The 22,436-nt window shown below is 70.7% G+C and carries 14 protein-coding genes and 1 tRNA gene; 6 read left to right on the top strand and 9 right to left on the bottom strand.

The features are described 5' to 3' along the window. Nucleotides 1–13: 13 nt before the first annotated feature. Genes fghA through AVKW3434_RS12790 form a run of 3 tightly spaced genes read right to left on the bottom strand, consistent with a single transcriptional unit; the run spans nucleotide 14 to nucleotide 2,960 of the window. Nucleotides 14–895, bottom strand: a complete 882-nt coding sequence (gene fghA, locus AVKW3434_RS12780) for an S-formylglutathione hydrolase (protein ID WP_284406141.1) — start codon at nucleotides 893–895, stop codon at nucleotides 14–16. After that, nucleotides 892–1,821 carry an alpha/beta fold hydrolase gene (locus AVKW3434_RS12785; RefSeq protein WP_284406142.1) on the bottom strand — a complete coding sequence of 310 codons (930 nt, stop codon included), beginning with the start codon at nucleotides 1,819–1,821 and terminating at the stop codon, nucleotides 892–894. Before AVKW3434_RS12785 ends, fghA begins: the two co-directional genes overlap by 4 nt. A gap of 32 nt (nucleotides 1,822–1,853) precedes the next feature. After that, nucleotides 1,854–2,960 carry an S-(hydroxymethyl)glutathione dehydrogenase/class III alcohol dehydrogenase gene (locus AVKW3434_RS12790; protein ID WP_284406143.1) on the bottom strand — a complete coding sequence of 369 codons (1,107 nt, stop codon included), beginning with the start codon at nucleotides 2,958–2,960 and terminating at the stop codon, nucleotides 1,854–1,856. A gap of 341 nt (nucleotides 2,961–3,301) precedes the next feature. Here AVKW3434_RS12790 and AVKW3434_RS12795 point away from each other — a divergent pair, with 341 nt between their 5' ends. From AVKW3434_RS12795 to AVKW3434_RS12805, 3 genes are all read left to right on the top strand, one after another. Next, a complete protein-coding gene (locus AVKW3434_RS12795; protein ID WP_284406144.1) occupies nucleotides 3,302–4,285 on the top strand; it encodes a GlxA family transcriptional regulator in 984 nt (327 codons plus the stop codon). A gap of 148 nt (nucleotides 4,286–4,433) precedes the next feature. After that, nucleotides 4,434–7,823: a PAS domain S-box protein gene (locus AVKW3434_RS12800; protein ID WP_284406145.1), complete on the top strand. Its 3,390-nt coding sequence runs from the start codon at nucleotides 4,434–4,436 to the stop codon at nucleotides 7,821–7,823. A gap of 196 nt (nucleotides 7,824–8,019) precedes the next feature. Beyond that, nucleotides 8,020–8,226 carry a hypothetical protein gene (locus AVKW3434_RS12805; RefSeq protein ID WP_284406146.1) on the top strand — a complete coding sequence of 69 codons (207 nt, stop codon included), beginning with the start codon at nucleotides 8,020–8,022 and terminating at the stop codon, nucleotides 8,224–8,226. Nucleotides 8,227–8,336: 110 nt separating this feature from the next. Here AVKW3434_RS12805 and AVKW3434_RS12810 read toward each other — a convergent pair. Further along, nucleotides 8,337–8,413 (bottom strand) — tRNA-Arg (locus AVKW3434_RS12810). Nucleotides 8,414–8,639: 226 nt separating this feature from the next. Here AVKW3434_RS12810 and AVKW3434_RS12815 point away from each other — a divergent pair. After that, nucleotides 8,640–10,385 (top strand): cation:proton antiporter domain-containing protein, encoded by a 1,746-nt coding sequence (locus AVKW3434_RS12815; protein WP_284406147.1) that lies wholly within the window; start codon nucleotides 8,640–8,642, stop codon nucleotides 10,383–10,385. Nucleotides 10,386–10,538: 153 nt separating this feature from the next. Here AVKW3434_RS12815 and AVKW3434_RS12820 read toward each other — a convergent pair whose 3' ends face one another. From AVKW3434_RS12820 to AVKW3434_RS12830, 3 genes are all read right to left on the bottom strand, one after another. Then, entirely contained in the window at nucleotides 10,539–12,428 is a 1,890-nt protein-coding gene (locus AVKW3434_RS12820) for a M14 family metallopeptidase (protein ID WP_284406148.1), read from the bottom strand. A gap of 150 nt (nucleotides 12,429–12,578) precedes the next feature. Beyond that, nucleotides 12,579–13,652, bottom strand: coding sequence for an endonuclease/exonuclease/phosphatase family protein (locus tag AVKW3434_RS12825; RefSeq protein WP_284406149.1), 1,074 nt, complete (start codon nucleotides 13,650–13,652; stop codon nucleotides 12,579–12,581). 59 nt (nucleotides 13,653–13,711) lie between these two features. Beyond that, complete coding sequence (locus tag AVKW3434_RS12830) at nucleotides 13,712–15,544, bottom strand: DEAD/DEAH box helicase (protein ID WP_284406150.1); 1,833 nt, start codon at nucleotides 15,542–15,544, stop codon at nucleotides 13,712–13,714. A 401-nt stretch (nucleotides 15,545–15,945) separates the two neighbouring features. On the opposite strand from AVKW3434_RS12830, the gene ettA reads away from it, so the two are divergent. Next, entirely contained in the window at nucleotides 15,946–17,607 is a 1,662-nt protein-coding gene (gene ettA / locus AVKW3434_RS12835) for an energy-dependent translational throttle protein EttA (protein ID WP_272568457.1), read from the top strand. A 51-nt stretch (nucleotides 17,608–17,658) separates the two neighbouring features. Continuing rightward, nucleotides 17,659–20,046, top strand: a complete 2,388-nt coding sequence (locus tag AVKW3434_RS12840; protein WP_284406151.1) for a DUF1631 family protein — start codon at nucleotides 17,659–17,661, stop codon at nucleotides 20,044–20,046. Here AVKW3434_RS12840 and AVKW3434_RS12845 read toward each other — a convergent pair. Beyond that, nucleotides 20,033–21,412, bottom strand: a complete 1,380-nt coding sequence (locus AVKW3434_RS12845; RefSeq protein ID WP_284406152.1) for a TAXI family TRAP transporter solute-binding subunit — start codon at nucleotides 21,410–21,412, stop codon at nucleotides 20,033–20,035. The two genes, AVKW3434_RS12840 and AVKW3434_RS12845, sit on opposite strands and share 14 nt — an antisense overlap. After that, the gene (locus tag AVKW3434_RS12850; protein WP_284406153.1) at nucleotides 21,409–22,419 is read right to left on the bottom strand and encodes a P1 family peptidase; all 1,011 of its coding nucleotides are present in this window, start codon (nucleotides 22,417–22,419) and stop codon (nucleotides 21,409–21,411) included. The genes AVKW3434_RS12845 and AVKW3434_RS12850 overlap by 4 nt, the downstream gene beginning before the upstream one ends. Nucleotides 22,420–22,436 lie beyond the last annotated feature (17 nt).

Here is a 22,436-nt window from a genome sequence, read left to right on the forward strand (position 1 = left end):
CGTCGCCAGCGGATCAGGCGGCGGTGTTGCCGGCGCTCAGCACGCCGGCGTGGTGTGCCAGATGGTCGTCGATGAAGGTCTGGATGAAGTAGTAACCGTGGTCGTACCCCTCGTGGCGGCGCAGGGTGAGGGGCTGGCCGATGGCCTGGCATGCAGCTTCGAAGCGCTCCGGGTAAAGCTGCTCGGCGAGGAATTTGTCGCCCAGCCCCTGGTCGATCAGGATGCCGGCCGGGTAAGGGGCCAACGGCTGGTTTTCCATGAGCACCGTGGCGTCGTGTTCGCCCCACGCCGTGCGGTCCGCGCCCAGATAGCCCGTGAACGCCCGCTCGCCCCAGGGGCACTGCGTGGGCGCGCAGATCGGCGCCAGGGCCGAGAGCGACCGGAAGCGGCCGGGGTGGCGCAGCGCCAGTGTCAGCGCGCCATGGCCGCCCATCGAGTGGCCGAAGACGCCCAGGCGATCCAGGTTGATCGGCAGGTGCCGGCCCAGCAGGGGCAGCAGTTCCTGCACCAGGTAGCTTTCCATGCGCCAGTGCGTGCGCCAGGGCGCTTGGGTCGCATCGAGGTAAAAGCCCGCGCCGATGCCGAAATCCCAGCGGGCGGTGGCGCCCGGCAGGGCCTCCACCGCGGCACCGCGGGGGCTGGTGTCGGGCGCGATCAGTGCCAGGCCCAGTTCCGAGGCCCGGCGTTGCGCGCCGGCCTTGACCATGAAGGTCTCTTCGTTGCACGTCAGGCCTGCCAGGTACAGCAACGCGGGCACCGGGCCGTGGGCGGCCTGCGGCGGCAGGTACACCGAGAACTTCATCGGCAGGCCGATCTCGGTGGAGTCGTGTTGGTAAAAGCGCTGCGTGCCGCCGAAGCTGCGGTGTTCCGACAGGGTCTGGAGTGGATGGGTCATGGCGTGCGAAGTGAAGAAGAAGGCGTGGCACGGACCAGTTCGAGCACCGCATCGGCAAAGGCTTCGGGGGCCTCCTGCGGCAGGTTGTGGCCGGCGCCGGGCACCCAGCGGTGCGTGCGCAGGCCGCTGAACTTCGCGGCATGGGCCGAGGCATCGGCCGGCGGGCGAACCCCGTCGTCCACGCCGTCGAAGGTGATGGCCGGCACGCGGATGGCCGGCTGCGCCGCCAGGCGCGATTCGATCCCGGCGTACGCCGGATCGCCCGTGACCAGGCCGAAGCGGTGGCGGTACGAATGGATCACCACGTCCACGAAGTCGGGGTTGTCGAACGCGGCGGCGCTGCGCTCGAAGGTGGCCTCGTCGAACGCCCAGGTCGGCGACCACGACTGCCACAGTAGGCGGGCGAGGGCCCACCGGTCTTTCGCTAGGCCGGCCGCGCCCCGTGCGCTGTGAAAGTAATACTGGTACCACAGGCGCTGCTCGTTGGCCGGCGTGTCGGGCACCATGGCCCGGCCGATGTACTGGATGTTGTAGCTGTTGAGCGAGACCAACCCGGCGCACCGCTCGGGCCACAGCGCCGCGACCACGCAGGCCGCGCGCCCGCCCCAGTCATAGCCGGCGAGCACCGCGCGCTCGATCGCCAGCGCATCGAGCAGCGCCAGCAGGTCCGCGCCCAGCGCCGCCTGCTCGCCCGAGCGCGGCGTGGCCGCGCTCAGGAACCGCGTGGGGCCGTAGCCCCTCAGGAACGGCACCACCACCCGGCACCCTTGCGCAGCCAGCCGCGGCGCGACCTCGGCATAGGCATGGATGTCGTAGGGAAAACCGTGCAGCAGCACGACGGGCGGCCCCCCGGCGGGGCCCGTCTCGAAATACGCGACGTCGAGCACGCCGGCCTCGATCCGGCGCAAGGGTTCCATGCGGTCCATGGCGGGCACCATCGGGGTCTGCCGCGGGGCGGTCAGTAGATGACCACGCCGCGGATCGACTCGCCGCGCTTCATCAGGTCGAACCCGTGGTTGATGTCGGCCAGGGGCATGGTGTGGGTGATCAGGCTGTCGATGTCGATCTTGCCCTCCATGTACCAGTCCACGATTTTGGGCACGTCGGTGCGGCCCCGGGCGCCGCCGAAGGCCGAGCCTTCCCACTTGCGGCCCGTCACGAGCTGGAAGGGGCGCGTGCTGATCTCGGCGCCGGCCTCTGCCACGCCGATGATGATGCTGCGGCCCCAGCCCTTGTGCGTGCACTCCAGCGCCTGGCGCATCACCTTGGTGTTGCCGATGCATTCGAAGGAATAATCCGCGCCGCCGTCGGTCAGCTGCACGATGGCGTCCACCACGTTCTCGACCTCATTCGGGTTGATGAAGTGCGTCATGCCGAACTGGCGCGCCATCTCCTGGCGGGCGGGGTTGATGTCCACGCCGATGATCTTGTCCGCGCCCACCATCTTGGCGCCCTGGATCACGTTCAGGCCGATGCCGCCCAGGCCGAACACCACCACGTTCGCGCCGGCCTCCACCTTGGCGGTGAACAGCACTGCACCGATGCCGGTGGTCACGCCGCAGCCGATGTAGCAGACCTTGTCGAACGGGGCGTCCTCGCGGATCTTGGCCAGCGAGATCTCGGGGGCCACGGTGTAGTTGCTGAACGTGCTCGTGCCCATGTAGTGGAAGATGGGCTGGCCGTTGATGCTGAAGCGGCTGGTGGCGTCGGGCATCAGCCCCTTGCCCTGCGTGCCGCGGATCAACTGGCACAGGTTGGTCTTGCGCGACAGGCAGAACTTGCATTGGCGGCATTCGGGCGTGTACAGCGGGATCACGTGGTCGCCCTTCTTGAGCGTGGTCACGCCCGGCCCCACATCCACCACGATGCCCGCGCCTTCGTGGCCCAGGATGGCGGGAAAGATCCCTTCCGGGTCGGCGCCCGAGAGGGTGTAGTAGTCGGTATGGCAAATGCCGGTGGCCTTGATTTCGACCAGCACCTCGCCGAATTTCGGGCCCTGCAGGTCCACGGTTTCGATGGTGAGGGGTTCTCCGGCCTTCCAGGCGACGGCGGCTTGGGTTTTCATGGGATGGGGCTCCTGTCAGTGGGTGGTTCGGTGGCTCGCAAAGGGGGGGCACGGCGGCGTCTTATGCCGGCGGGGGCGGCGCCTCGGGCGTCTTCAGCAGTCTTTCTAGCAGATGCGGCAGGTCCGGCCGCCTGGCATGGCCAGGTCGGCCGGCGACAATCCTGCCCGGGCGGCGCCCGGACGGTCCTGCATGCTGGTGCCGCGAGCGTAAAAGCGTTTGGCCGGCTCGGCCACCCGGCGCGCTGCGCCCGGCCGTGTTTGGCCGCCGTGCCGGGCATCTTGGCCGCTGGAGCGGGTCGTGCCGCCCGCCGTCTGTCCATCCCTTGGTTTCCACCCCGTCCATGTCCGCTCCCTATACCGTCGATATCGTCGTCTACCCCGGCTTCAAGGCCCTGGAGGCGATCGGCCCCATGTCGGTGTTCGACTATGCCAACGTGCATCTGGCGCGGCGCGGCCAGCCGCCGGGCTATGCGGTGTCGGTGGCTGCTGAAGGGCCGGGCGACGTGCCTTCCGACACGGCCATGTCGCTGCGGGCCACGCGCCAGCTGGGGCAGGGGCCGGACCCACACATCGCGCTGGTGGTGGGGTCGCGCGACATCGAGACGGCGCTGGCCGCATCCCCCGGCGTGGTGGCCTGGGCGGCGGCCACAGCGCCGCGGGTGCGGCACATGGTGGCGCTGTGCTCGGGCAGCTTCTTCCTCGGGGCGGCCGGCCTGCTGGACGGCGCGCAGGCGGCCACGCACTGGAGCGTGGCCGATCTGCTGCAGCGCCGTTTTCCCGCCGTGCGCGTGGATGCCGACGCGATCTACGTGCGCAGCGGCAACCTGTGGACCTCGGCCGGGGTCACCGCCGGCATCGACCTGGCGCTGGCCCTGGTGGAGGAGGACTTCGGCCGCACGCTGGCGCTGGAGGTGGCGCGCGACCTGGTGATGTATTTGAAGCGCCCCGGCGGGCAATCGCAGTTCAGCATGCACCTGGCCAGCCAGGGCACGCGCCACCCGGGCATCCGCGAGGTACAGGCGTGGGTGCTGTCGCACCTGGCCGAGCCTCTGGCGCTGCAGCAGCTCGCCTCGCGGGCGGCCATGAGCGAGCGCAACTTCCGCCGCGTGTTCCTGCAGGAATGCGGGCAAAGCCCCTCGGACTTCATCGAGACCGCCCGGCTGGAAGGCGCCCGCCGACTGCTGGAGGAAGAGAACGGCCTGCCGCTCAAAACCGTGGCGGCGCGGGTGGGCTTTCGGTCGGACGAGCCGCTGCGCCGGCTGTTTCTGCGCCGCCTGGGGATCACCCCGCAGGCCTACCGCGAGCGGTTCGGCGGGCCAGGCTGAGCCCCGGCGCTGCGGCCCGGCTGGCACTCGGGCCTTTTGGAAAAAAGGCATGATGCCAGGCTGAGCAGCCTCGGGAGACCGCCGGCAACGGCCGGGCCCGACTGCACATCGACACCCAACGAGCGAGCGATTCAAAGGTTTTTTCTCAATGCACACCGTCCCCGGCCCAGCGGCCGCCGGCCCTGCCGATCCCCTGGGTAGCCGTCCCGACGCGCGAGCGATCGCCGAGTTCGATTGGTCCCTGAGCCCCCTGGGGCCCGTAGCACGCTGGCCGCAGTCCGTGCAGGCCGCGATCGCGCAGTGGAGCGAGGCCGCCGCGCCATCGGCACCCTTGCCGGATACCGACATCCGCAACCGCCAGATCCTGGACAGCGCCATCGACTACGCCATCATCGCTTTCGACCTGCAGGGCCAGGTCACGCGGTGGAACGAGGGTGCCCGCCGCGTGCTCGGCTGGACGGAATCCGAAATGCTGGGCAACGACGCTGCCCGGATCTTCACCCCCGAGGACCGCGCTGCGCACCGCATGGAGAGCGAGATGCAGGCCGCGCTCACGCGGGGCGTGGGTACCGACGAGCGCTGGCATGTGCGCAAATCCGGCGAGCGCTTCTGGGCCAATGGCGAGATGACGCCGATCCGCGATGGTGACGGCACGCCGATCGGCTTCGTGAAAGTGCTGCGCGACCGCACCGAGCAGCACCGCGCCGCCGAGGCGCTGCGCCAGTCCGAAGAACGCCTGCACCGGGCGCAGAAGGCGGGCGGCGTGGGCACGTTCTCCCTCGAACTGGCCACCGACCTGCTGTACGGCACGCGCGAGTTCTATCGCATCTTCGGCGTGCCCGAAGCCGAGGCCGTCCCCGCCAAGGCGCTGGAAGCGCTGGTGATTGCCGAGGACGCCGAAGTGCGCTCCGCCCGCGAAACCCGCAGCACCGAATCGGCCCCGCTGGATGTGGAATACCGCATCCGCCGCGCCAATGACGGGGCCCTGCGCTGGATCGCGCGCAAGGCCGAGTTCGTGCGCGGCCCGGACGGGGCCATCGCCCGCATGGTGGGCGTGGTACAGGATGTCACCGACCGCAAGGCGGCGCTGCAGGCGGTGGCCGACAGCGCGGCGGAGTTCCGCACCTTCGCCCAGTCGCTGCCCAGCCACGTGTGGACCGCGCGCAGCGATGGCCACCTCGACTGGTTCAACGACCGGGTGTACGAATACAGCCAGTCCGAGCCGGGCACGCTGGATGGCGACGGATGGACGGGCCTCGTGCATCCCGAAGACCTGCCTGCGGTGTCCCAACTGTGGCAGGCGAGCGTCGCCTCCGGCGAGCAGTACGAAACCGAGTTCCGCATCCGCCGCGCGGACGGCGAGATGCGCTGGCACCTGGTGCGGGCGCTGCCCCTGCGCACGGGCAGTGGGGCCATCAGCCGGTGGATCGGCACCAGCACCGACATCCACGAGCAAAAGCTGGTGCAGGCCGAAAGCGTGCGCGATCGCAACCGCTTGTGGGCGCTCTCGCGCGAACTCATGCTGGTGTGCGACTTCCAGGGCGTGATCGCCGCGGTCAATCCCGCCGCCACGCGCCTTCTGGGATGGGAAAAGCCCCAGATGGCCGGCCACGCCGTGGCCGAATTCATCCACCCCGAAGATGCCGAGGGCATGGCCGCCGAACTGGCCAAGCTCGAGGCCGGCGCGCCCACGCTGGTGTTCGAGAACCGCTGGCGCAAGGAAGACGGCAGCTACCGGCTGCTGAGCTGGACCGCCGTGCCCGAGGAGGGGCTGGTCCATGCGGTGGCGCGCGACGTCACGCGCGAGCGCACGGCCGAAGAGGCGCTGCGCCAGTCGCAAAAGCTCGAAGCCATCGGCCAGCTCACCGGTGGGGTCGCGCACGATTTCAACAACGTGCTGGCGGTCATCCGCACGTCGATCGACCTGCTGCGGCGCGTGCAGCTCACCGATGAGCGGCGCCACCGCTTCATGGAGTCCATCTCCAATGCGGTGACGCGGGCCACCAAGCTCACGGGCCAGTTGCTGGCCTTCGCGCGGCGCCAGGCCCTGCAGCCCACGGTGTTCGATGCGGGGCACAACACCCGCGCGGTGAGCGACATGATCGCCAGCCTGGCGGGCGCGCGCATCGAGATCGAGCTGAACCTGGCGGAGACGGCCTGCTTCGTGCACGCCGACCCGAGCCAGTTCGACACCGCCCTGGTGAACCTGGCCGTCAATGCCCGCGACGCCATGCAGGGCAGCGGAAAGCTCACCATCGAGGTGCGGGCCGTCTCCGAGATTCCCGCGCTGCAGTCGCAGCCCGCGGTGCCGGGCAAATTCGTGGCCGTGTCCATCATCGACAGCGGCACGGGCATCGCGCCCGAGCACCTCACGCAGATCTTCGAGCCCTTCTTCACCACCAAGGGCGTGGGCCATGGCACCGGGCTGGGCCTGTCGCAGGTGTTCGGCTTCGCCAAGCAGTCCGGCGGCGACATCCGCGTGGAAAGCACATTGGGACAGGGCAGCCGTTTCACCCTGTACCTGCCGCGCGCCGCGCGACCGGGCTACGACGCGCAGGCCGCCGAGGGCGACGACCGGCTGGCCCTGGGCAACGGCGGCTGCGTGCTGGTGGTGGAGGACAACGCGGAAGTGTCCGCGTCCGTCGAGCAGACCCTGCACGAACTGGGCTACACCACCGTAGTCACCGCCAGCGGCGAGAAGGCGCTGGAGGCCTTGAAGGCCGGCTCGGGCCGGTTCGTGGCGGTGTTCTCCGACGTCGTCATGACCGGCATGAGCGGCATCGAACTGGGCCGCGAGATCCGCCAGCGCTACGGCGCGACCCTGCCCATCGTGCTGTCCAGCGGCTACAGCTACGTGCTGGCGCAAAGCCCCGACCACGGCTTCACGCTGCTGCCCAAGCCCTACTCGCTGGACGAACTGGCCCAGGTGCTGCACGACAGCATCCACCGCGGTGCGGACGCCGCGCGGCCGCGCCGCCGCAAGGTGCGCGCGGCACTGCCCCCATCGGCCGCGGCGGATGCGGCACAGTCGGAACTGCTGCGCCAGGCCGAACTGGAATCCATGCGCATCCTGGACACCGACGAGGAAGCGGCCTTCGACGAGTTCGCCCGGCTGGCGGCGGCCCTGTGCCAGACGCCCATCGCGCTCGTTTCGCTGGTGGATGCCGACCGGCAGTGGTTCAAGGCCAAGGTGGGGCTGGCAGCGCGGCAGACGCCCCGCGCGCATTCCTTCTGCGCCCACGCGATCCAGGTGCCGGAAAGCGTGATGATCGTGAGCGATACCTCGCGGGACGAACGCTTTGCCGACAACCCGCTGGTAACGGGCGAGCCCAACATCAAGTTCTATGCCGGTGCGCCGCTCATCACCTCGACCGGGCAGGCGCTCGGAACGCTGTGCGTGATCGACCGGGTGCCGCGGGAGCTGGAGGCCCGGCAGGTGGAGATGCTGCAGTTCCTGGCCGCCCAGCTGGTCGAGCGGCTGGAATCGCGCCGCGCCGCGCTGCCGGATGCGCCGGCACGGCAGACCCCGCCGCAGTAGCCCGTCCACCGCATTCCGCCCGGCCACCGGACTGCTATCCGCCCCCTTTGATCCGCCAGCCGGCGGGGGAGGGGAGGGGGCTGGTGGTGTCGGATTGCGCCTACGCCGGCCGGACCGGCCTTCCGACGCGCTGCGCTGCGGTGCGGGCGCCCAATGGCAGCCCCAGACGACAGGTCTGTTTTTGGAGGGTTTCCCCATGTTTTCCAACCCGGCTGTTCCCTCGCCGCTGCGTTTCGGCGAAAGCGCCCCCTCCGCCCAGATGGGGGAATTCGGCGGCCTCGGCCTCCAGTGGCAACAGGGCGATGGCGCCATCGATGGAGACGGCCAGCAGGCCTTCCGCTCTGCCGCATCCGAGTACCAATACGGCGACAGCTGCCGTTTCGAGACCCAGGCCCAAGGCTGAAGCCCGGGGTTGTCGACAGCGCGCTTTCCGCATCGCCACTGGATGCAATGCGTGGGCAGGCACTGAATCGATGCCGGGGAATGCGCCCCCGGTGGTTGTAAAAAATGGATTGGCCTGCCCGGAGGGACTCGAACCCCCGACCTATTGCTTAGAAGGCAATTGCTCTATCCGGTTGAGCTACGGGCAGACGGAAAAAGAAAAAAGACGCGGGGCCTTCAGGCCCTGCAGCACGGGCCAGACGCCGTGTGGCACATCGGGACGATGGCAGGCGGGTCCGTGCGAGGCGTGAATGATACCTGCCTGCCGGGGCCTTCCCGGTCTTTTTGGCCCCTGGCGTTTTGCGGCAACCGGGGGCTTGCGGGTATAACGCAAGGGCAGGCGCCCATCGGGTGCGCCCGCTCCCCCATCACCCCATGCCGCACAGCCTCTCACTCATCAACACCATCGCCGCGGCGCTGGGCCTGGCGCTCGTGCTGGGCTTCATCGCGACCCGGATCCGCCTGCCGGCCCTGGTGGGCTATCTGCTCGCGGGCGTGGTGATCGGCCCCTTCACCCCGGGGTTCGTGGCCGATGGCGAAATGGCCAGCCAGTTGGCGGAGATCGGGGTGATGCTGCTGATGTTCGGCGTGGGGCTGCATTTTTCGCTGGGCGACCTGCTGGCGGTGCGCAAAATCGCCGTGCCCGGGGCGCTGGTGCAGATGGCGGTGGCCACGCTGCTGGGCATGGGCCTGGCGCTGTGGTGGGGCTGGGGCCTGGGCGGGGCGCTGGTGTTCGGCCTGGCCCTGTCGGTGGCCAGCACGGTGGTGCTCTTGCGGGCGCTGGAGACGCTGGGCATCCTGGATTCGTACACCGGCCGCATCGCCGTCGGGTGGCTGGTGGTGGAGGACCTGGCCATGGTGCTGGTCCTGGTGCTGCTGCCGCCGCTGGCGCAGTGGCTGAACGGCACTGCCGGGGCGGGCAGCACGGGCGATTTGTGGAAGGCGCTGGGCTGGACCATCGCGCAGGTGGGCGGCTTCGTCGCGCTGATGCTGGTGGTGGGGCGGCGGGTGTTCCCGTGGATCCTCTGGCAGGTGGCGCGCACCGGCTCGCGCGAGCTGTTCACGCTGTGCGTGGTGGCGGCGGCGGTGGGCATCGCCTTCGGCTCCGCCGCGCTCTTCGGCGTGTCGTTCGCGCTGGGGGCGTTCTTCGCCGGCATGGTGATGCGCGAGTCGGAGTTCAGCCACCGCGCCGCCCAGGAGTCGCTGCCGCTGCGCGATGCGTTCGCGGTGCTGTTCTTCGTCTCCGTGGGCATGCTGTTCAACCCCTGGGTGCTGGTGGAGCGCCCCTTCCAGGTGCTGGCCGTGGTGGCCATCATCATCCTGGGCAAAACGCTCGCGGCGGCCGCCCTGGTGCTGGCCTTCCGCTACCCGCTGAACACGGCGCTCACGGTGTCGGCCAGCCTGGCGCAGATCGGCGAGTTCTCTTTCATCCTGGTGGGCCTGGGTGCCTCGCTGGGCCTGCTGCCGCCGGAAGGCGCCAGCCTGGTGCTGGCCGGTGCGCTCATCTCCATCGCGGTCAACCCGCTGCTGTTCCATGCCATCGCCCCGCTGCAGGAGTGGCTGCGCGCCCGCTCGGCCCTGGCGCGCCGGCTGGAGCAGCGCGACGACCCGCTGGCGGAGCTGCCCCTGAGCACGCACCGCCGGTACCTCGCGCGCCAGGTGGTGCTGGTCGGCTACGGCCGCGTGGGACGGCGCATCGCGGCGGCGCTGTCGGAGAGCGACATTCCCTTCGTCGTGGCCGAGCAGAACCGCGATCTGGTGGAGACGCTGCGCAACGGCGGCATGGCGGCGGTCTACGGCGACGCGGTGGAGCCGGCCGTGCTGATCCAGGCGCACATCGCCCGGGCGCACATGCTGGTGATCGCCACGCCGAACACGCTGGACGTGCGCCAGATCATCGCGACGGCGCGCACGCTCAACCCGGAGATCGAAACCGTGGTCCGCAGCCACAACGAGGCCGAGGCCCGGCTGCTGGAGCAGGAAGAGGGCGTGGCCAAGGTGTTCCTCGGCGAGGAGGCGCTGGCCGCGGCGATGACCTCGCATGTCCTGGGCCGCGCCGGCGAGCGCCAGGCCGAGGCGACGGCGCCGGGTGCGCTGGAGGAGCGGCACGCTTCGGTTTGAGCCGAATCGGGCTCCAAGGCATGATTGACTAGGGCGTGTTGCTACTGTTTTTGTAGCAATCTGCAGGGGCCTTGGCGCGCCTCATCCCGTCTGTCCGTCTGTCCGGCAGGTCGTCTGCAGGCTGGCCGGCGCCGTGCCTGTCTTTCCCCGGCTTCAGTCGGCCTCCTCGAACACCAGCGACGGCGTGGCCATGACCCGCGCCGTGTCGCCCAGCGCCGGAATCAGGTGGTTGGCGAAGTAGCTGTTCTGCGTGTCGGGCTCCAGCGCGGCGACGGCCAGGTTGGCCAGGGGCTGGTTCAGCGGCACGTAGTAGCTGCCTTCGGGCACGTCGATGGCGGTGCGCACGGTGGTCACGCGCACGCGGGTGATGTCCTGCTGGCCGGCGATGGTGCCGCGAACGTCCTGGCGCACGCCTTCCTCGCGGCCGGTTTCCTGGTAGCTGTCGCTCAGGAGCGAACCCGGCTCGGCCACCCGCATGACCTGCAGCCCGAGCAGCTTGAGCCGCTCGGCCGCCTGGCCCGCCGTGGGCGAGAGCCAGTAGCCGCAAGGGCGGGGGCGCGAGGCGAGGGTTCGCAATTCGAGTGACGAGTTCCAGTCCACGCGCACGGTGCGGTCCGCGCCCGTCGCGGGGTCAAGCATGACGAGGTCGCGCTGCGTGGCGGTCGGCGCCGCCTCGATGGCGACCTGGCCGCGGCAGGCCTGCGCCGCGGTGTCGCGCACCACGAACGAACGCACCTGCTCCAGGTTGCCGGCCCGCTCGGCCGTGCTGCGCAGCGCGCTGGACAGCGCGGTCACCTGGGCATGCACGCGGCGCTGGATGTCCAGCCGCCCGATGCCCACGCCGCGCGTCTCCACCAGCAGGCTGACGGCGTTCTTGAGACCGTTCACGTTGCGGCCCGTGTCGGGTTGCGTACCGCCCATCGACACGCGGCGGTCCTGCGGATCGGTGGAGGTGGTGTAGTACCACTCGCTGGTCAGGCCCTGGCCCTGCAGCGCGGCCGCCATGGGCTGGTGGTACCACTCGCGCGCCGCCTTGGTGAGGAACTCGGGCACGTTGGCCGTGGTGGCGTACTGCAGCAGCGCGTCGTACTTCTGGATGGCGCCGAACTTCTCCAGGAAGCGGCCGGCGACGGTGTATTCGTGCGCATCGAGCACGGCGATGGGGCGGTAGTCCCGCGTGAGCCGCGCCAGGGCCTGGGCCTCGGGCGTGTTCAGCAGCAGGTGGTCGCGGTTCATGTCCGTGCCGTTGGCCGTGGCGCGGGTGCCGGCCTCGGCGCCGTCCGGGTTGGCGCGCGGCACCACGACCACGTTGATGCGGTCCAGCAGCGGCTCCAGCAGGCCCTGCGACAGTTCGCGCGCCATCACCAGCAGGGCTTCTCCGCCGGCGGGCTCGTCGCCGTGCTGCTGCCCGATCAGCAGCACCGTGGGCTTGCCGCTCGCATCCAGGCTGGCCACGTCGGTGTTGGGCGCGTGCGTGAGCACCAGGGCCTGCAGCGGCGTGCCGCGCTGGGACATGCCCAGGTCCAGCACCGTGGCCTTGGTGGCGCCCTGCGGGGTGGCGGCGAGCTGCCGCAGCCACTGGGCGGCCTCGGCATTGGTGGTGAAGGCGCGGCGCCCGTCGGCCAGGCCGGGGGTGTCGTAGTGCACGGCCGGCGCGGGGAAGCGGGCAGCGACCGCCGCGCTGTAGGGCAGGTCGGCCGCGGGCGCGGCCGCGGCGGGCGGCGTGGCGCCGGGCGCGGGCTCCGCGCTGGGAATGATGGGGGTGGACAGCACCGGCGAGGTGACGACCTCGGCGCGCTGTGTGCCCAGCGGCGGCGGCACCACGCGCGCGGTCTGAGGGCGGGGCGCCGCGGGCACCGTGGCCTGGGGCGGCGCGGAGGAGGGCCAGGGCGGCAGCGGGGTGCTGCTGCATGCCGCCAGCACGGCCGAGGCGAGGACCGTGCTGCAAGTCCACAAGGTGCGCGCTTTCCAAGGCTCCGCGCCGGCAGCGCCGGCCAGGGGAGGCGATGAAAGGGCACGTTGGTGGGGAATGGGCTGTTTCATGGTCTGTGGGTCCGGCCAAGGGGGCTGCTATGGGGCTGCGCCGATGTTACCCGGCGTTGCAGACCGGGCCTGTCGGCCAAACACGCGGCTCTGCCGGGTTTTCGCGCAGGGCCGCGGCGGCGCGGCCGGGCTGCGCACGGCGGGCGCCGGTCAGGCCGCAGGCGGCACGGCGGATGTCGTGGGCCTCGTGGGCGTGGGGGCGGGCATCGGCAGGCGCAGCAAGGCGCGGACGAAGCCGTGGTCGGAGCGCGTGCGGTCGCGCCCCTCGTGCAGGTGGTCGTTGAAGTAATCGACCCGCCGCACGTCGCCGGTGTTCGGGCCCGACCGGGCGCTGGGCACGAACTCCTCGCTGACCAGGATCTGGTCCAGCACCGCGGGCATGCCCTGGTGGATGTGCGAGTAGGCCACGTCCTTTTTCAGGGCGGCATCGCCCTGCACGTCGTAGGCGTTGTACAGGGCCACGTCGCGCGCGCTGCGGTCGTAGGCGACCTCGGTGGTCGCGCAGATGAGTTGCGTGGTCACGCTGTCGGGCGTGTCGTTGAAGTCGCCCAGCAGCACCAGCGGCACGTCGGTGCGCTGCAGCAGGTCCACAACCAGGCAGCGCAGCGCCGCTGCTTCCACGCCGCGCATGATGAGCGAGCGCAGCGAAGCCAGGGCCGCGACCTTGCGGTCGTCGCGGTCCTCCAGCGGTTGCCCGAGGGCGTCGAGCAGGAACTTGGGGCGTTTGGATTTGAGGTGCGCCGTGACCACGTTCACCGTCTGGCCATGCTTCATGCGCAGGGTGGCCAGCAGGGGCGGGCGTTCGAACCGGTGGTGCGTTCCCAGGCCCGGCACATCGACCGCCAGCGCGGGCGGAAACTCCGCTATCGAGCGCAGCGATTCGACGCGCAGCCGCGTGGCGATGCCCACGCGCGGCGTGCCCTGGGCGCCGTGCGAGGCGCCGGTGTTCTCGGCGCCGGGCACGCTCACGAAGTCGTAGCGCAGGCCGCTGCGGCCGATGGCCGTCTGCAGCGCCTGTTCGTCCCACACCTCCTGCACGGCCAGCACATCGGCATTCAGCGCGCGCAGGCGCCCGCCGAACCAATCGACCTTGCGTTCGAATTCGGCCTGGGTATAGGCGTCCTGGTTGGGATAGAACACCCGCCCGGGCAGGGCGAGGTTCAGGGTGTTGCAGGTGGACACCAGCAAGGTGTCCATGGGCCGCGCGGGATCGGCAGGGCGCATGCGTTCCTCAGGATCGGGGCGCGGGCCGGCTGCGGCCGTGCACGGGCGGGGCCGGTGCTTCAGCGGCCGTAGCCGCCACCGCCACCACCCCGGGGGCCGCCACGCGAGCCGCCACCGGAATTGCCGCGGTTGCCGCCACCGCCGTAGCCGCCACCACCACCGCCGCCGCTGCGGTAGCCACCGCCACCGCGGCGGCCGGATCCGGCCATGCTGTCCACGCTCGTGCGCATGGGGTCGGGCTGGCCGCCGCCGGCACCGGCATGGCGGGGGGCGCCGAGGTGGCCGCCCGTCTGGGTGCCCAGGTGCGCGTTCTCACGGCGCGGCTGGCCGTCGTCGAAGCGGTTGCCACCGCCACCGTTGCCGCCACCGTAGCCGCCAGCACCGGCATTGCCGCCGCCAGGGCCGCGGCCGCCACGTCCGGCCGCCTGCGCGCCGGGACCGCGGGGATTGCCGCCAGGACCGCCGGCACGCGGGCCGTTGCCGCCGCGCCCGCGGGGAGCGCCATTGGCGCCGCCTTCGCCAGCCGCGGCGCGGGGGCCGCCGCCGGAGCGTGCGCCGCCGCCTGCCGGCTTGCCGCCCCGGTCGCCGCCGCCACCGCCCTGCGTGGCCTTGTTGGTGCGGATGCGGTCCATCATTTCACTGCGGGCGGCCTTGGCGGCGGCCTGCATGACTTCGCGGCTCGGGGGCTTGCCCGCGCCGCCCCAGATGGTCTGGCGGCCCATGGCGATGGGCTCGGCCTTCTCGCCGGGCTCGGGGCCGAAGCCGTCGAGGATCTGAACCGGGATCTCCTGCTTGGTGAAGCGCTCGATCTCCATCATGAAACCCTCTTCGTCCATGCAGACCAGGCTCACGGCCTGGCCGCTGGCGCCCGCGCGGCCGGTGCGGCCGATGCGGTGCACGTAGTCTTCCGACACGTTGGGGATTTCGTAGTTGACGACGTGCGGCAGCTCGTCGATGTCGATGCCGCGGGCCGCGATGTCGGTGGCCACCAGCGCACGGATGTCGCCGCTCTTGAAGCCGGCCAGGGCCTGCGTGCGGGCGCTCTGGCTCTTGTTGCCGTGCAGCGCCATGGCGTTGACGCCGTTCTTGGTGAGGAACTCGGCCACGTTGTTGGCGCCGAACTTGGTGCGGGTGAACACCAGCACCTGGCTCCAGTCGTGCTCCTGGATGATGTGCAGCAGCACCTGCTTTTTCTTGCCTCGGCCCACGGGGTGGATCACCTGCGTGATGCGCTGCACCGTGGTGTTGCGCGGCGTGACCTGGATGCTCTGCGGGTTCTTGAGCAGCGTGTTGGCCAGCTCGCGGATCTCGTCGCTGAACGTGGCGGAGAACAGCAGGCTCTGCTTGTCCTTGGGCACCAGGGCGAGGATCTTCTTCACGTCGTGGATGAAACCCATGTCCAGCATGCGGTCGGCTTCGTCCAGCACCAGGATCTCGACCGTGGACAGGTCCAGGAAGCCCTGCTGCTGCAGGTCCAGCAGGCGGCCGGGGGTGGCGACCAGCACGTCCACGCCGCGCTTGATGCGGTCGATCTGCGGGTTCATGCCCACGCCACCGAAGACGACGGTGGACGAGATGTCGACGTATTTGCCGTAGTCCCGCACGGATTCCTCGACCTGGGCGGCCAGTTCGCGCGTGGGCGTGAGCACCAGGGCGCGCACGCCCTTGCCGCCGAACTTGCTCTTGGGGGCCGTGCCCTGCGAGAGGCGGTGCAGCATGGGCAGGGTGAAGGCGGCGGTCTTGCCGGTGCCGGTCTGTGCGCCGGCGAGCAGATCGTGGCCCTCGAGCACGGCGGGGATGGCCTGTGCCTGGATGGGGGTCGGGGTTTCGTAACCCTGTTCGTGCACGGCCTTCAGAATGGCTGGGGCCAGATTCAGTTCGTCAAAGTTCATTCAAGGAAACGCCCTGTCCGGGCGCTGGGGGCATCGGCCTGTCGCAGGACCCATGTCGGGGCTGCGGCCAGTCAAGGCAGATGGGATTCACGAATGGGAGCCAGAACACCGCATGGCGGCTTCGTCGTCCCCAGCAGGTTGCTGAGGCCACCGATCACTGGAGCCGGTGGCTGGGCGCTATTGTGGCACGAGATGCCCGCCGGCGGTCGGGGCTTTACGCAGGCGGCGCGGGCGGGCCGCCCCTGGGGCAAACTGTCGCGCGCGGGCACCGCGTTGCGGGGTTGCCGAAAGCGCCGGCGCCAAAGCATCCGATAATCCGCCTGAACGCGCTTTTCCGGCAGGCCTCCCCGGCCGCTCGTGCACCCCCGGCAGCGCAGCCCCCATCTAAGGAAAGAAAGCCAATGGCCCAATACGTGTATTCGATGAACCGCGTCAGCAAGACCGTGCCGCCGAAGCGGCAGATCTTGAAAGACATCTCCCTGTCGTTCTTCCCCGGCGCCAAGATCGGCGTGCTCGGCCTGAACGGCTCGGGCAAATCCACGCTGCTCAAGATCATGGCCGGCGTGGACAAGGAAATCGAAGGCGAAGCCATTCCGATGCCGGGCCTGACCATCGGCTACCTGGAGCAGGAACCCAAGCTCAACCCCGAGCACACCGTGCGCGAGAGCGTGGAAGAGTCGATGGGCGCGGTGTTCGCGGCCAAGGCGCGCCTGGAGGAGGTCTATGTGGCCTACGGCGCCGAAGACGCCGACTTCGACGCCCTGGCGGCCGAGCAGGCCCAGCTGGAGGCGATCATCGCCACGGCCGGCACCGACTCCGAGCACCAGTTGGAGATCGCCGCCGACGCCCTGCGCCTGCCCGCCTGGGACGCCAAGATCGGCCTGCTGTCCGGTGGCGAAAAGCGCCGCGTGGCCCTGTGCCGCCTGCTGCTGTCCAAGCCCGACATGCTGCTGCTCGACGAGCCCACCAACCACTTGGACGCCGAGTCGGTCGAGTGGCTGGAAGTGTTCCTCAAGCGCTTTTCCGGCACCGTCGTGGCCATCACCCACGATCGCTACTTCCTCGACAACGCCGCTGAATGGATTCTGGAGCTGGACCGCGGCCGCGGCATTCCATGGAAGGGCAACTACAGCACCTGGCTGGAGCAAAAGGGCGATCGCCTGGCGCAGGAGCAAAAGAGCGAAGAGGCCCACGCCAAGGCCCTGAAGAAGGAGCTGGAATGGTCGCGCCAGAACCCCAAGGCCCGCCAGGCCAAGAGCAAGTCGCGCCTGGCCCGCTTCGAGGAACTGAGCGATTTCGAATACCAGCGCCGCAACGAAACGCAGGAAATCTTCATCCCCGTGGCCGAGCGCCTGGGCCAGCAGGTGTTCGAGTTCCATAACGTCAGCAAGTCCTTCGGCGACCGCGTGCTGATCGACGACTTGAGCTTCAGCGTTCCCCCGGGCGCCATCGTGGGCATCATCGGCCCCAACGGCGCCGGCAAGTCCACGCTGTTCAAGCTGCTGGCCGGCCGCGAGCAGCCGGACAGCGGCCAGGTGGTGGTGGGCTCCACCGTCAAGATGGCGTTCGTGGACCAGCACCGCGACGAGCTGGGCAACGACAAGACCGTGTGGGAAGACATCTCCGGCGGCCTGGACATCCTGAACGTCGGCAAGTTCCAGATGGCCAGCCGCGCCTACGCGGGCCGCTTCAACTTCAACGGTTCGGACCAGCAAAAGAAGGTCGGCAGCCTCTCGGGCGGCGAACGCGGGCGCCTGCATCTGGCCAAGACGCTGATCGCGGGTGGCAACGTCCTGCTGCTGGACGAGCCCTCCAACGACCTGGACGTGGAAACCCTCCGCGCCCTGGAAGACGCGCTGCTGGAATACGCCGGCACCGTGCTGGTGATCAGCCATGACCGCTGGTTCCTGGACCGGATCGCCACGCACATCCTGGCCGCGGAAGGCGACAGCCAGTGGGTGTTCTTTGACGGAAACTATCAGGAATACGAAGCCGACAAGAAAAAACGCCTGGGCGAAGAGGGCGCAAAGCCCAAGCGCATGCGTTACAAGGCACTCAAGTAAGCAACAACCCGTTAGGATCGTCGCTGCTGCCGCTTTTCCTCGCCCGCCACCATGTCCCTGCCCGCGTCCCGGTCCAGAACGGTCTTTCGTGCCTGCGTCGTCAACGCGGTGCGGCAGGGCGAGGCGTTGATGGGACGGCTGACCAGCGTGACCCAGGGGGCGCTGGCCAGCGATGAGTCCACCGAGCGCAACATCCAGCAGCGCACGCTGCTGGCCGATGCGCTGCGGCTGATCAAGCAGCACGAGGACGCCCTGGCCAAGGCCTACCCCATGGCCTTGCTGGAGGTGTTCGCCGAAGGCCCCTCCACCGCGCGCGCGCGTCCGGGCGACGAAACGGGCATGGACTTCGGCGAGCTGTCGCTCATGGACGAGTCCGAGGTGCTGGCCCAGGTCGAGCTGTCGCGGGCCCAGCAGATCGCGGTGCACGCCACCGAGGCCACGCTGGCCGAGCTCAACACCCTGGTCAGCTCCGCGCAGGGCCTGCAGCGCGTGCAGCCCGAGCGCAATCCCCTGCGGCCCGAGAACTACATCCGCGCCCTGCAGCAGGTGGTGGGCGACACGGGCGTGTCCGCCGAGGTCCGCCAGGTGTGGATGGCCCACATGCGCAAGGTGCTGGGCGACGAGCTCGTCTCCGTCTACAAAACCGCCGCCCAGAGCCTTCGCGACAACGGCATCACCCCGGTGGGCTACGCGGTGGCGGGGCAGGCCGGCCAGTCAACGGGGCGTGCCACCGGCTACGGCGGCGCCTACCCCAGCAGCCACGGCGGCGGCTACGGCGGCCCGGCGAGCAGCTACGGCGCGCCCCATCCTGGCGCATATCCCAGCCAGTACGGCATGCCCGGCGGCATGGGCGGCGGTGGCGGCCCGGCATCGCTGGGCATGCCGCTCGCCGCCGAGGCCGAGGAAGCCCTGCTGACCGTGGGCATGCTGCGCCAGATGCTCGCCAGTTCGGGCGATGCCTTCGCCTACGGCATGGCGCCCGTCGCCGCGTTCGGCGGCGTGCCCTCGCAGCCGGCCGCCTGGACCGAGGCCCGCGGCGGCGGCCCGGCCAGCTCGCAGATGGGCGCCGGCGGCTCGGACTACTTCGCGCCCAGCTCCGCGGCGGCCGCCGAGGCGATGGAAGACATCGCCCAGCTGGAGCGCCTCGTGGGCCGGCTGGCCGGCAGCCAGCCCGCGGCGCTGGGGGCCTGGAGCGGCGCTGCGGCCGTCGCGGCCCCGGCGACGGTCGCAGCCCCCGCGCCGCCCTCGCCATCGCGCACGGCCACCGAGGTGGTGAGCCGCATGATGGACAACATCGCGCAGGACCAGCGGCTGCCCCCGCCCATCCAGCGGGCCGTGCAGAACCTGCGGCCCGCCATTAAGCAGCTGGTGCGGCACGACCGGCGGTTCTTCACCGACGAAAAGCACCCCGCGCGCCGCCTGCTGGACGAGCTGACGCAGCGCGCGCTGGACTTCGAATCCGATGCCGACCCCCGTTTCGACCGCTTCATGCGGCTCGTGGACGAGGCGGTGAGCCACCTGGCCACCAGCGAAAGCCAGGACGCCGACACCTTTGCCACGGTGCTGACGGCGCTCGAATCGGCCTGGGCGTCGCAGGAGCGCCAGTTGCGCGAGGCCCAGGAGGCCGAGCGGCAGGCCGCCCTGCGCGTGCAGCAGCGCGAGGCCCTGTCCAAGCGCATCGCGGCCGACATCCGCGCGCTGGCGGGGGCGGACCAGGTGCCCCGGGACATTCTCGATTTCGCCGCCGGCCCCTGGGCCGACGTGGTGGCGCTCGCGCAGATGGACGACCCCGGCAGTGCCGATGGCGACCCCGGCGGCTACCTCGCCCTGGTGCCCGAACTGTTCTGGATCGCCCAGCCCGAGGTGGCCGCGGCCGAGCCCGAGCGGCTGGGCGGCACCGTCACGCGCATGCTCGGCACCGTGCGCCAGGGCCTGGACAGCGTGGGCCATGCCGAGGCCATGGCGGGCGCCGTGCTCGAGCGCATCGCCGGCCTGCACCAAGCCGCGATGGAGCGCGCCGCCAGCCTGGCCCTGCAGCCGGCCGGTGCGTCCGCCGAAGAGCCGGACGGCATGGAAACCATCGTGCCGCCGGAATCGCTCTATGGCTCGCTGCACGAACCCGGCGTGGCCGACGAGGGGGGCGATGCCGCCGCAAGCGGCGCCGAGGCCACCAACGACTTTCCGCTGGGCAGCTGGGTGGAACTGATCTCCAACCAGCGCGCCGTGCACACGCAACTGACCTGGTCGAGTCCGCACCACACGCTGTTCCTGTTCACCGCGGCCGACGGCAGCACGCAGTCGATGACGCGGCGCATGCGCGACAAGCTGATGGCCGAAGGGGCGTTGCGGGTGCTGCCCGGCCCGCCGCCCGCGGTGGCGGCTGCCCACGGCCGCGCGCAGCGCGGCAAGGGCGCCGGCAAGCCCGTCAGGCCGCGCTAGCCGGCGCGCCGCCCGGCGCTGCGCGCAGCTTCTTGCGCACCAGTTGGATGTGGTTGCGCAGCGCGTACAGCTCGTCGGCATACGACAGCGGCACGCTCACCTTTTCCACTTGCGCCTCCAGCCGATCCAGGGCCTCGTGCAGCGCCTGGGGCGCGGATTGTCCGGCGTCCATTTCGTCCTCGATCTCGCGCAGGCGACCGTACCAGCGGAACACGCGCGAGCGCACACGGAACTGGTAGAGCGGCGGCACCACGCGCGACAGCGGCAGCATGGCGGCCAGCAGGATGCCCAGCACCAGCCACATGCGCTCGATCAGGTTGGCCATCCAGAAGGGCAGGTAGCGCTGCAGCAGCGGCGCGGGCTCGTTGATGGCGCGCTCGCCCTCGGCGGCGATGGGCAGCTCGCTGTGGCGGGTGCTCGGAAATTCCCGTGCCCGGTTGAACCAGCCGGCGCTGCCGTGCAGGGACTGCGCGTTCTGCGCGAACAGCTGCAGCAGCGCCGGATGCGTGCCCTCGCGCGCCAGCAGCGACGTGGTGGAGGCCACCAGCCGCACGTCGGCGGGCGGCACGTTGCCGGCCAGGTCCACCACGCCGCGCGGCAGCGTGACGGGCGTGAGGAACGGAAAGCGCCGCCCGTAGGCCTCGTGCTGTGGAAAGTCCATGAGACGCACGCCCGGCGTCTGCAGCAGCATCTGCACCATGAGCGACTGCGGCGCCGAGGCGAACACCAGCGCGTCGAGCCGGCCCGCGAGGAACTCCACCGTCGCCGGCGTCTGCCCCAGCTCGGACAGCCGCAGCGCCCGGGGCTCCATGCGGTTGGCCTCCAGCAGCTTTTCCATCAGCGTGGGCACGCCGCTGCCCGCGGTGCCCACGTTCACGCGCAGGCCGCGCAACTGCGCCAGGCTGTCGAGCCGGCCGCTTTTGACCACGCGGCGCGCGGCCTCGGTGCGGTAGAAGATCCACACCGGTTCCACGAACAGGCTGCCCAGCGATTCCAGGGCGTCGGCGTCTTCGGGCCGCAGTTCGCCGGTGCCGCCCTGCACGAAGGCCAGGTCGGCCTCGCCGCTGCGCAGCAACTGCAGGTTGGCGGACGAGCCTTCCGTCTCGCGCAGGACGACCTCTATGCCGTCGGCCGCCAGCGCCTTCTGGTAGCGCTGGCCGAAGTCCGCATAGGCGCTCTGCGCGGGCCCGGTGGCCAGGGTGACGCGCTTCGGGGGCGCGGGCTGCAGCCACCAGTAGGCCAGCACCAGCAGCCCCACCGCCAGGAAGGCGAGCGGCCCGGCGGACAGGATCAGGTCGCGCAGGTTCAGCAGCGCCGTGTGCACCCGTCGCGTGACGGTGCGGGAGCGGGCGGCAAGGGCGTTCATCGGCCGAGGTCCGCCGCGCTCGGCAGGTACAGGCCTTCGTGGGTGGTGAGGGACTGCGCGGCCTGCACGGCGCGCAGCGTGGCGCGGGCCACGGCCTCGGCCGCCATGGTGGCCAGCACCAGCATGCCCGCGTGGCGGCCCGTGGCGCCGGTGGCCAGGGTGAACAGGGTGTCGCCGTCCAATTGGGTGTGCACGGGGTTGATGCTGCGCGCCAACCCGTCGTGGCCCGACACGGCCAGGCGATGGGCCTGGGCCTTGGTCAGCATCGCGTCCGTGGCGATCACGCCGATGGTGGTGTTGGTGCCGGGCAGCACGGGCTCGGGCGGCACGCCGCCCAGCAGCGCACGCCGCGTGTCCATCAGCCGCTGGCCGTCTTCCGAGCGCGCGCCGGCCACGGGCCGGGCGGTGTGCGGGTCGACCACGTCGCCCACGGCGTTGCAGGCGATCAGGGCGCCCACGGTGATGCCGTCCAGCGACACCGAGGCCGTGCCGATGCCGCCCTTCATCGCGCGCCCGATGCCGAAGAGCTTGCCCACCGCGGCCCCGGTGCCCGCGCCCACGTTGCCCTCGGCCGGATCGTCGCGCGATGCGGCGGCGCAGGCGGCATAGCCGGCCGCGGCGTCGGGGCGGATGCGCATGTCGCCCACCAGCAGGTCGAACAGCACGGCCGCCGGCACGATGGGCAGGCGGCCCACGGCCACGTCCAGGCCCACGCCGCGCTCCTCCAGCCAGCGCACGGCGCCGGTGGCGGCCTCCAGGCCCCAGGCGCTGCCGCCCGCGAGCACGATGGCATGCACCTTCTCGACCAGGTTGGAGGGCGCGAGCAGGTCGGTCTCGCGCGTGCCCGGCGCGGCGCCGCGCACGTCGACGCCGCCCACGGCGCCCTCGCGCGCGAGGATGGCGGTGCAGCCCGTGGGGCGGCGGGCGTCGGTGTAGTGGCCGACCTCGATGCCCGCCACGCGGGTGATGCTGCCAGCGTCGCTGGCCGAACGGGTTGCTGCGGTCATATGGGCGGCGATTATGG

The sequence above is a fragment of the Acidovorax sp. SUPP3434 genome (assembly GCF_030159015.1).
Lineage (GTDB): Bacteria > Pseudomonadota > Gammaproteobacteria > Burkholderiales > Burkholderiaceae_C > Paracidovorax.

What these genes read in the sequence shown, in the direction of transcription:
- AVKW3434_RS12830 (WP_284406150.1), bottom strand. Translation starts at nt 15,544, where the DNA reads ATGAACTTTGACGAACTGAATCTGGCCCCAGCCATTCTGAAGGCCGTG.
- AVKW3434_RS12785 (WP_284406142.1), bottom strand. Translation starts at nt 1,821, where the DNA reads ATGGACCGCATGGAACCCTTGCGCCGGATCGAGGCCGGCGTGCTCGAC.
- ettA (WP_272568457.1), top strand. Translation starts at nt 15,946, where the DNA reads ATGGCCCAATACGTGTATTCGATGAACCGCGTCAGCAAGACCGTGCCG.
- AVKW3434_RS12820 (WP_284406148.1), bottom strand. Translation starts at nt 12,428, where the DNA reads ATGAAACAGCCCATTCCCCACCAACGTGCCCTTTCATCGCCTCCCCTG.
- AVKW3434_RS12805 (WP_284406146.1), top strand. Translation starts at nt 8,020, where the DNA reads ATGTTTTCCAACCCGGCTGTTCCCTCGCCGCTGCGTTTCGGCGAAAGC.
- AVKW3434_RS12840 (WP_284406151.1), top strand. Translation starts at nt 17,659, where the DNA reads ATGTCCCTGCCCGCGTCCCGGTCCAGAACGGTCTTTCGTGCCTGCGTC.
- AVKW3434_RS12800 (WP_284406145.1), top strand. Translation starts at nt 4,434, where the DNA reads ATGCACACCGTCCCCGGCCCAGCGGCCGCCGGCCCTGCCGATCCCCTG.
- AVKW3434_RS12815 (WP_284406147.1), top strand. Translation starts at nt 8,640, where the DNA reads ATGCCGCACAGCCTCTCACTCATCAACACCATCGCCGCGGCGCTGGGC.
- AVKW3434_RS12790 (WP_284406143.1), bottom strand. Translation starts at nt 2,960, where the DNA reads ATGAAAACCCAAGCCGCCGTCGCCTGGAAGGCCGGAGAACCCCTCACC.
- AVKW3434_RS12795 (WP_284406144.1), top strand. Translation starts at nt 3,302, where the DNA reads ATGTCCGCTCCCTATACCGTCGATATCGTCGTCTACCCCGGCTTCAAG.
- AVKW3434_RS12850 (WP_284406153.1), bottom strand. Translation starts at nt 22,419, where the DNA reads ATGACCGCAGCAACCCGTTCGGCCAGCGACGCTGGCAGCATCACCCGC.
- AVKW3434_RS12845 (WP_284406152.1), bottom strand. Translation starts at nt 21,412, where the DNA reads ATGAACGCCCTTGCCGCCCGCTCCCGCACCGTCACGCGACGGGTGCAC.
- AVKW3434_RS12825 (WP_284406149.1), bottom strand. Translation starts at nt 13,652, where the DNA reads ATGCGCCCTGCCGATCCCGCGCGGCCCATGGACACCTTGCTGGTGTCC.
- fghA (WP_284406141.1), bottom strand. Translation starts at nt 895, where the DNA reads ATGACCCATCCACTCCAGACCCTGTCGGAACACCGCAGCTTCGGCGGC.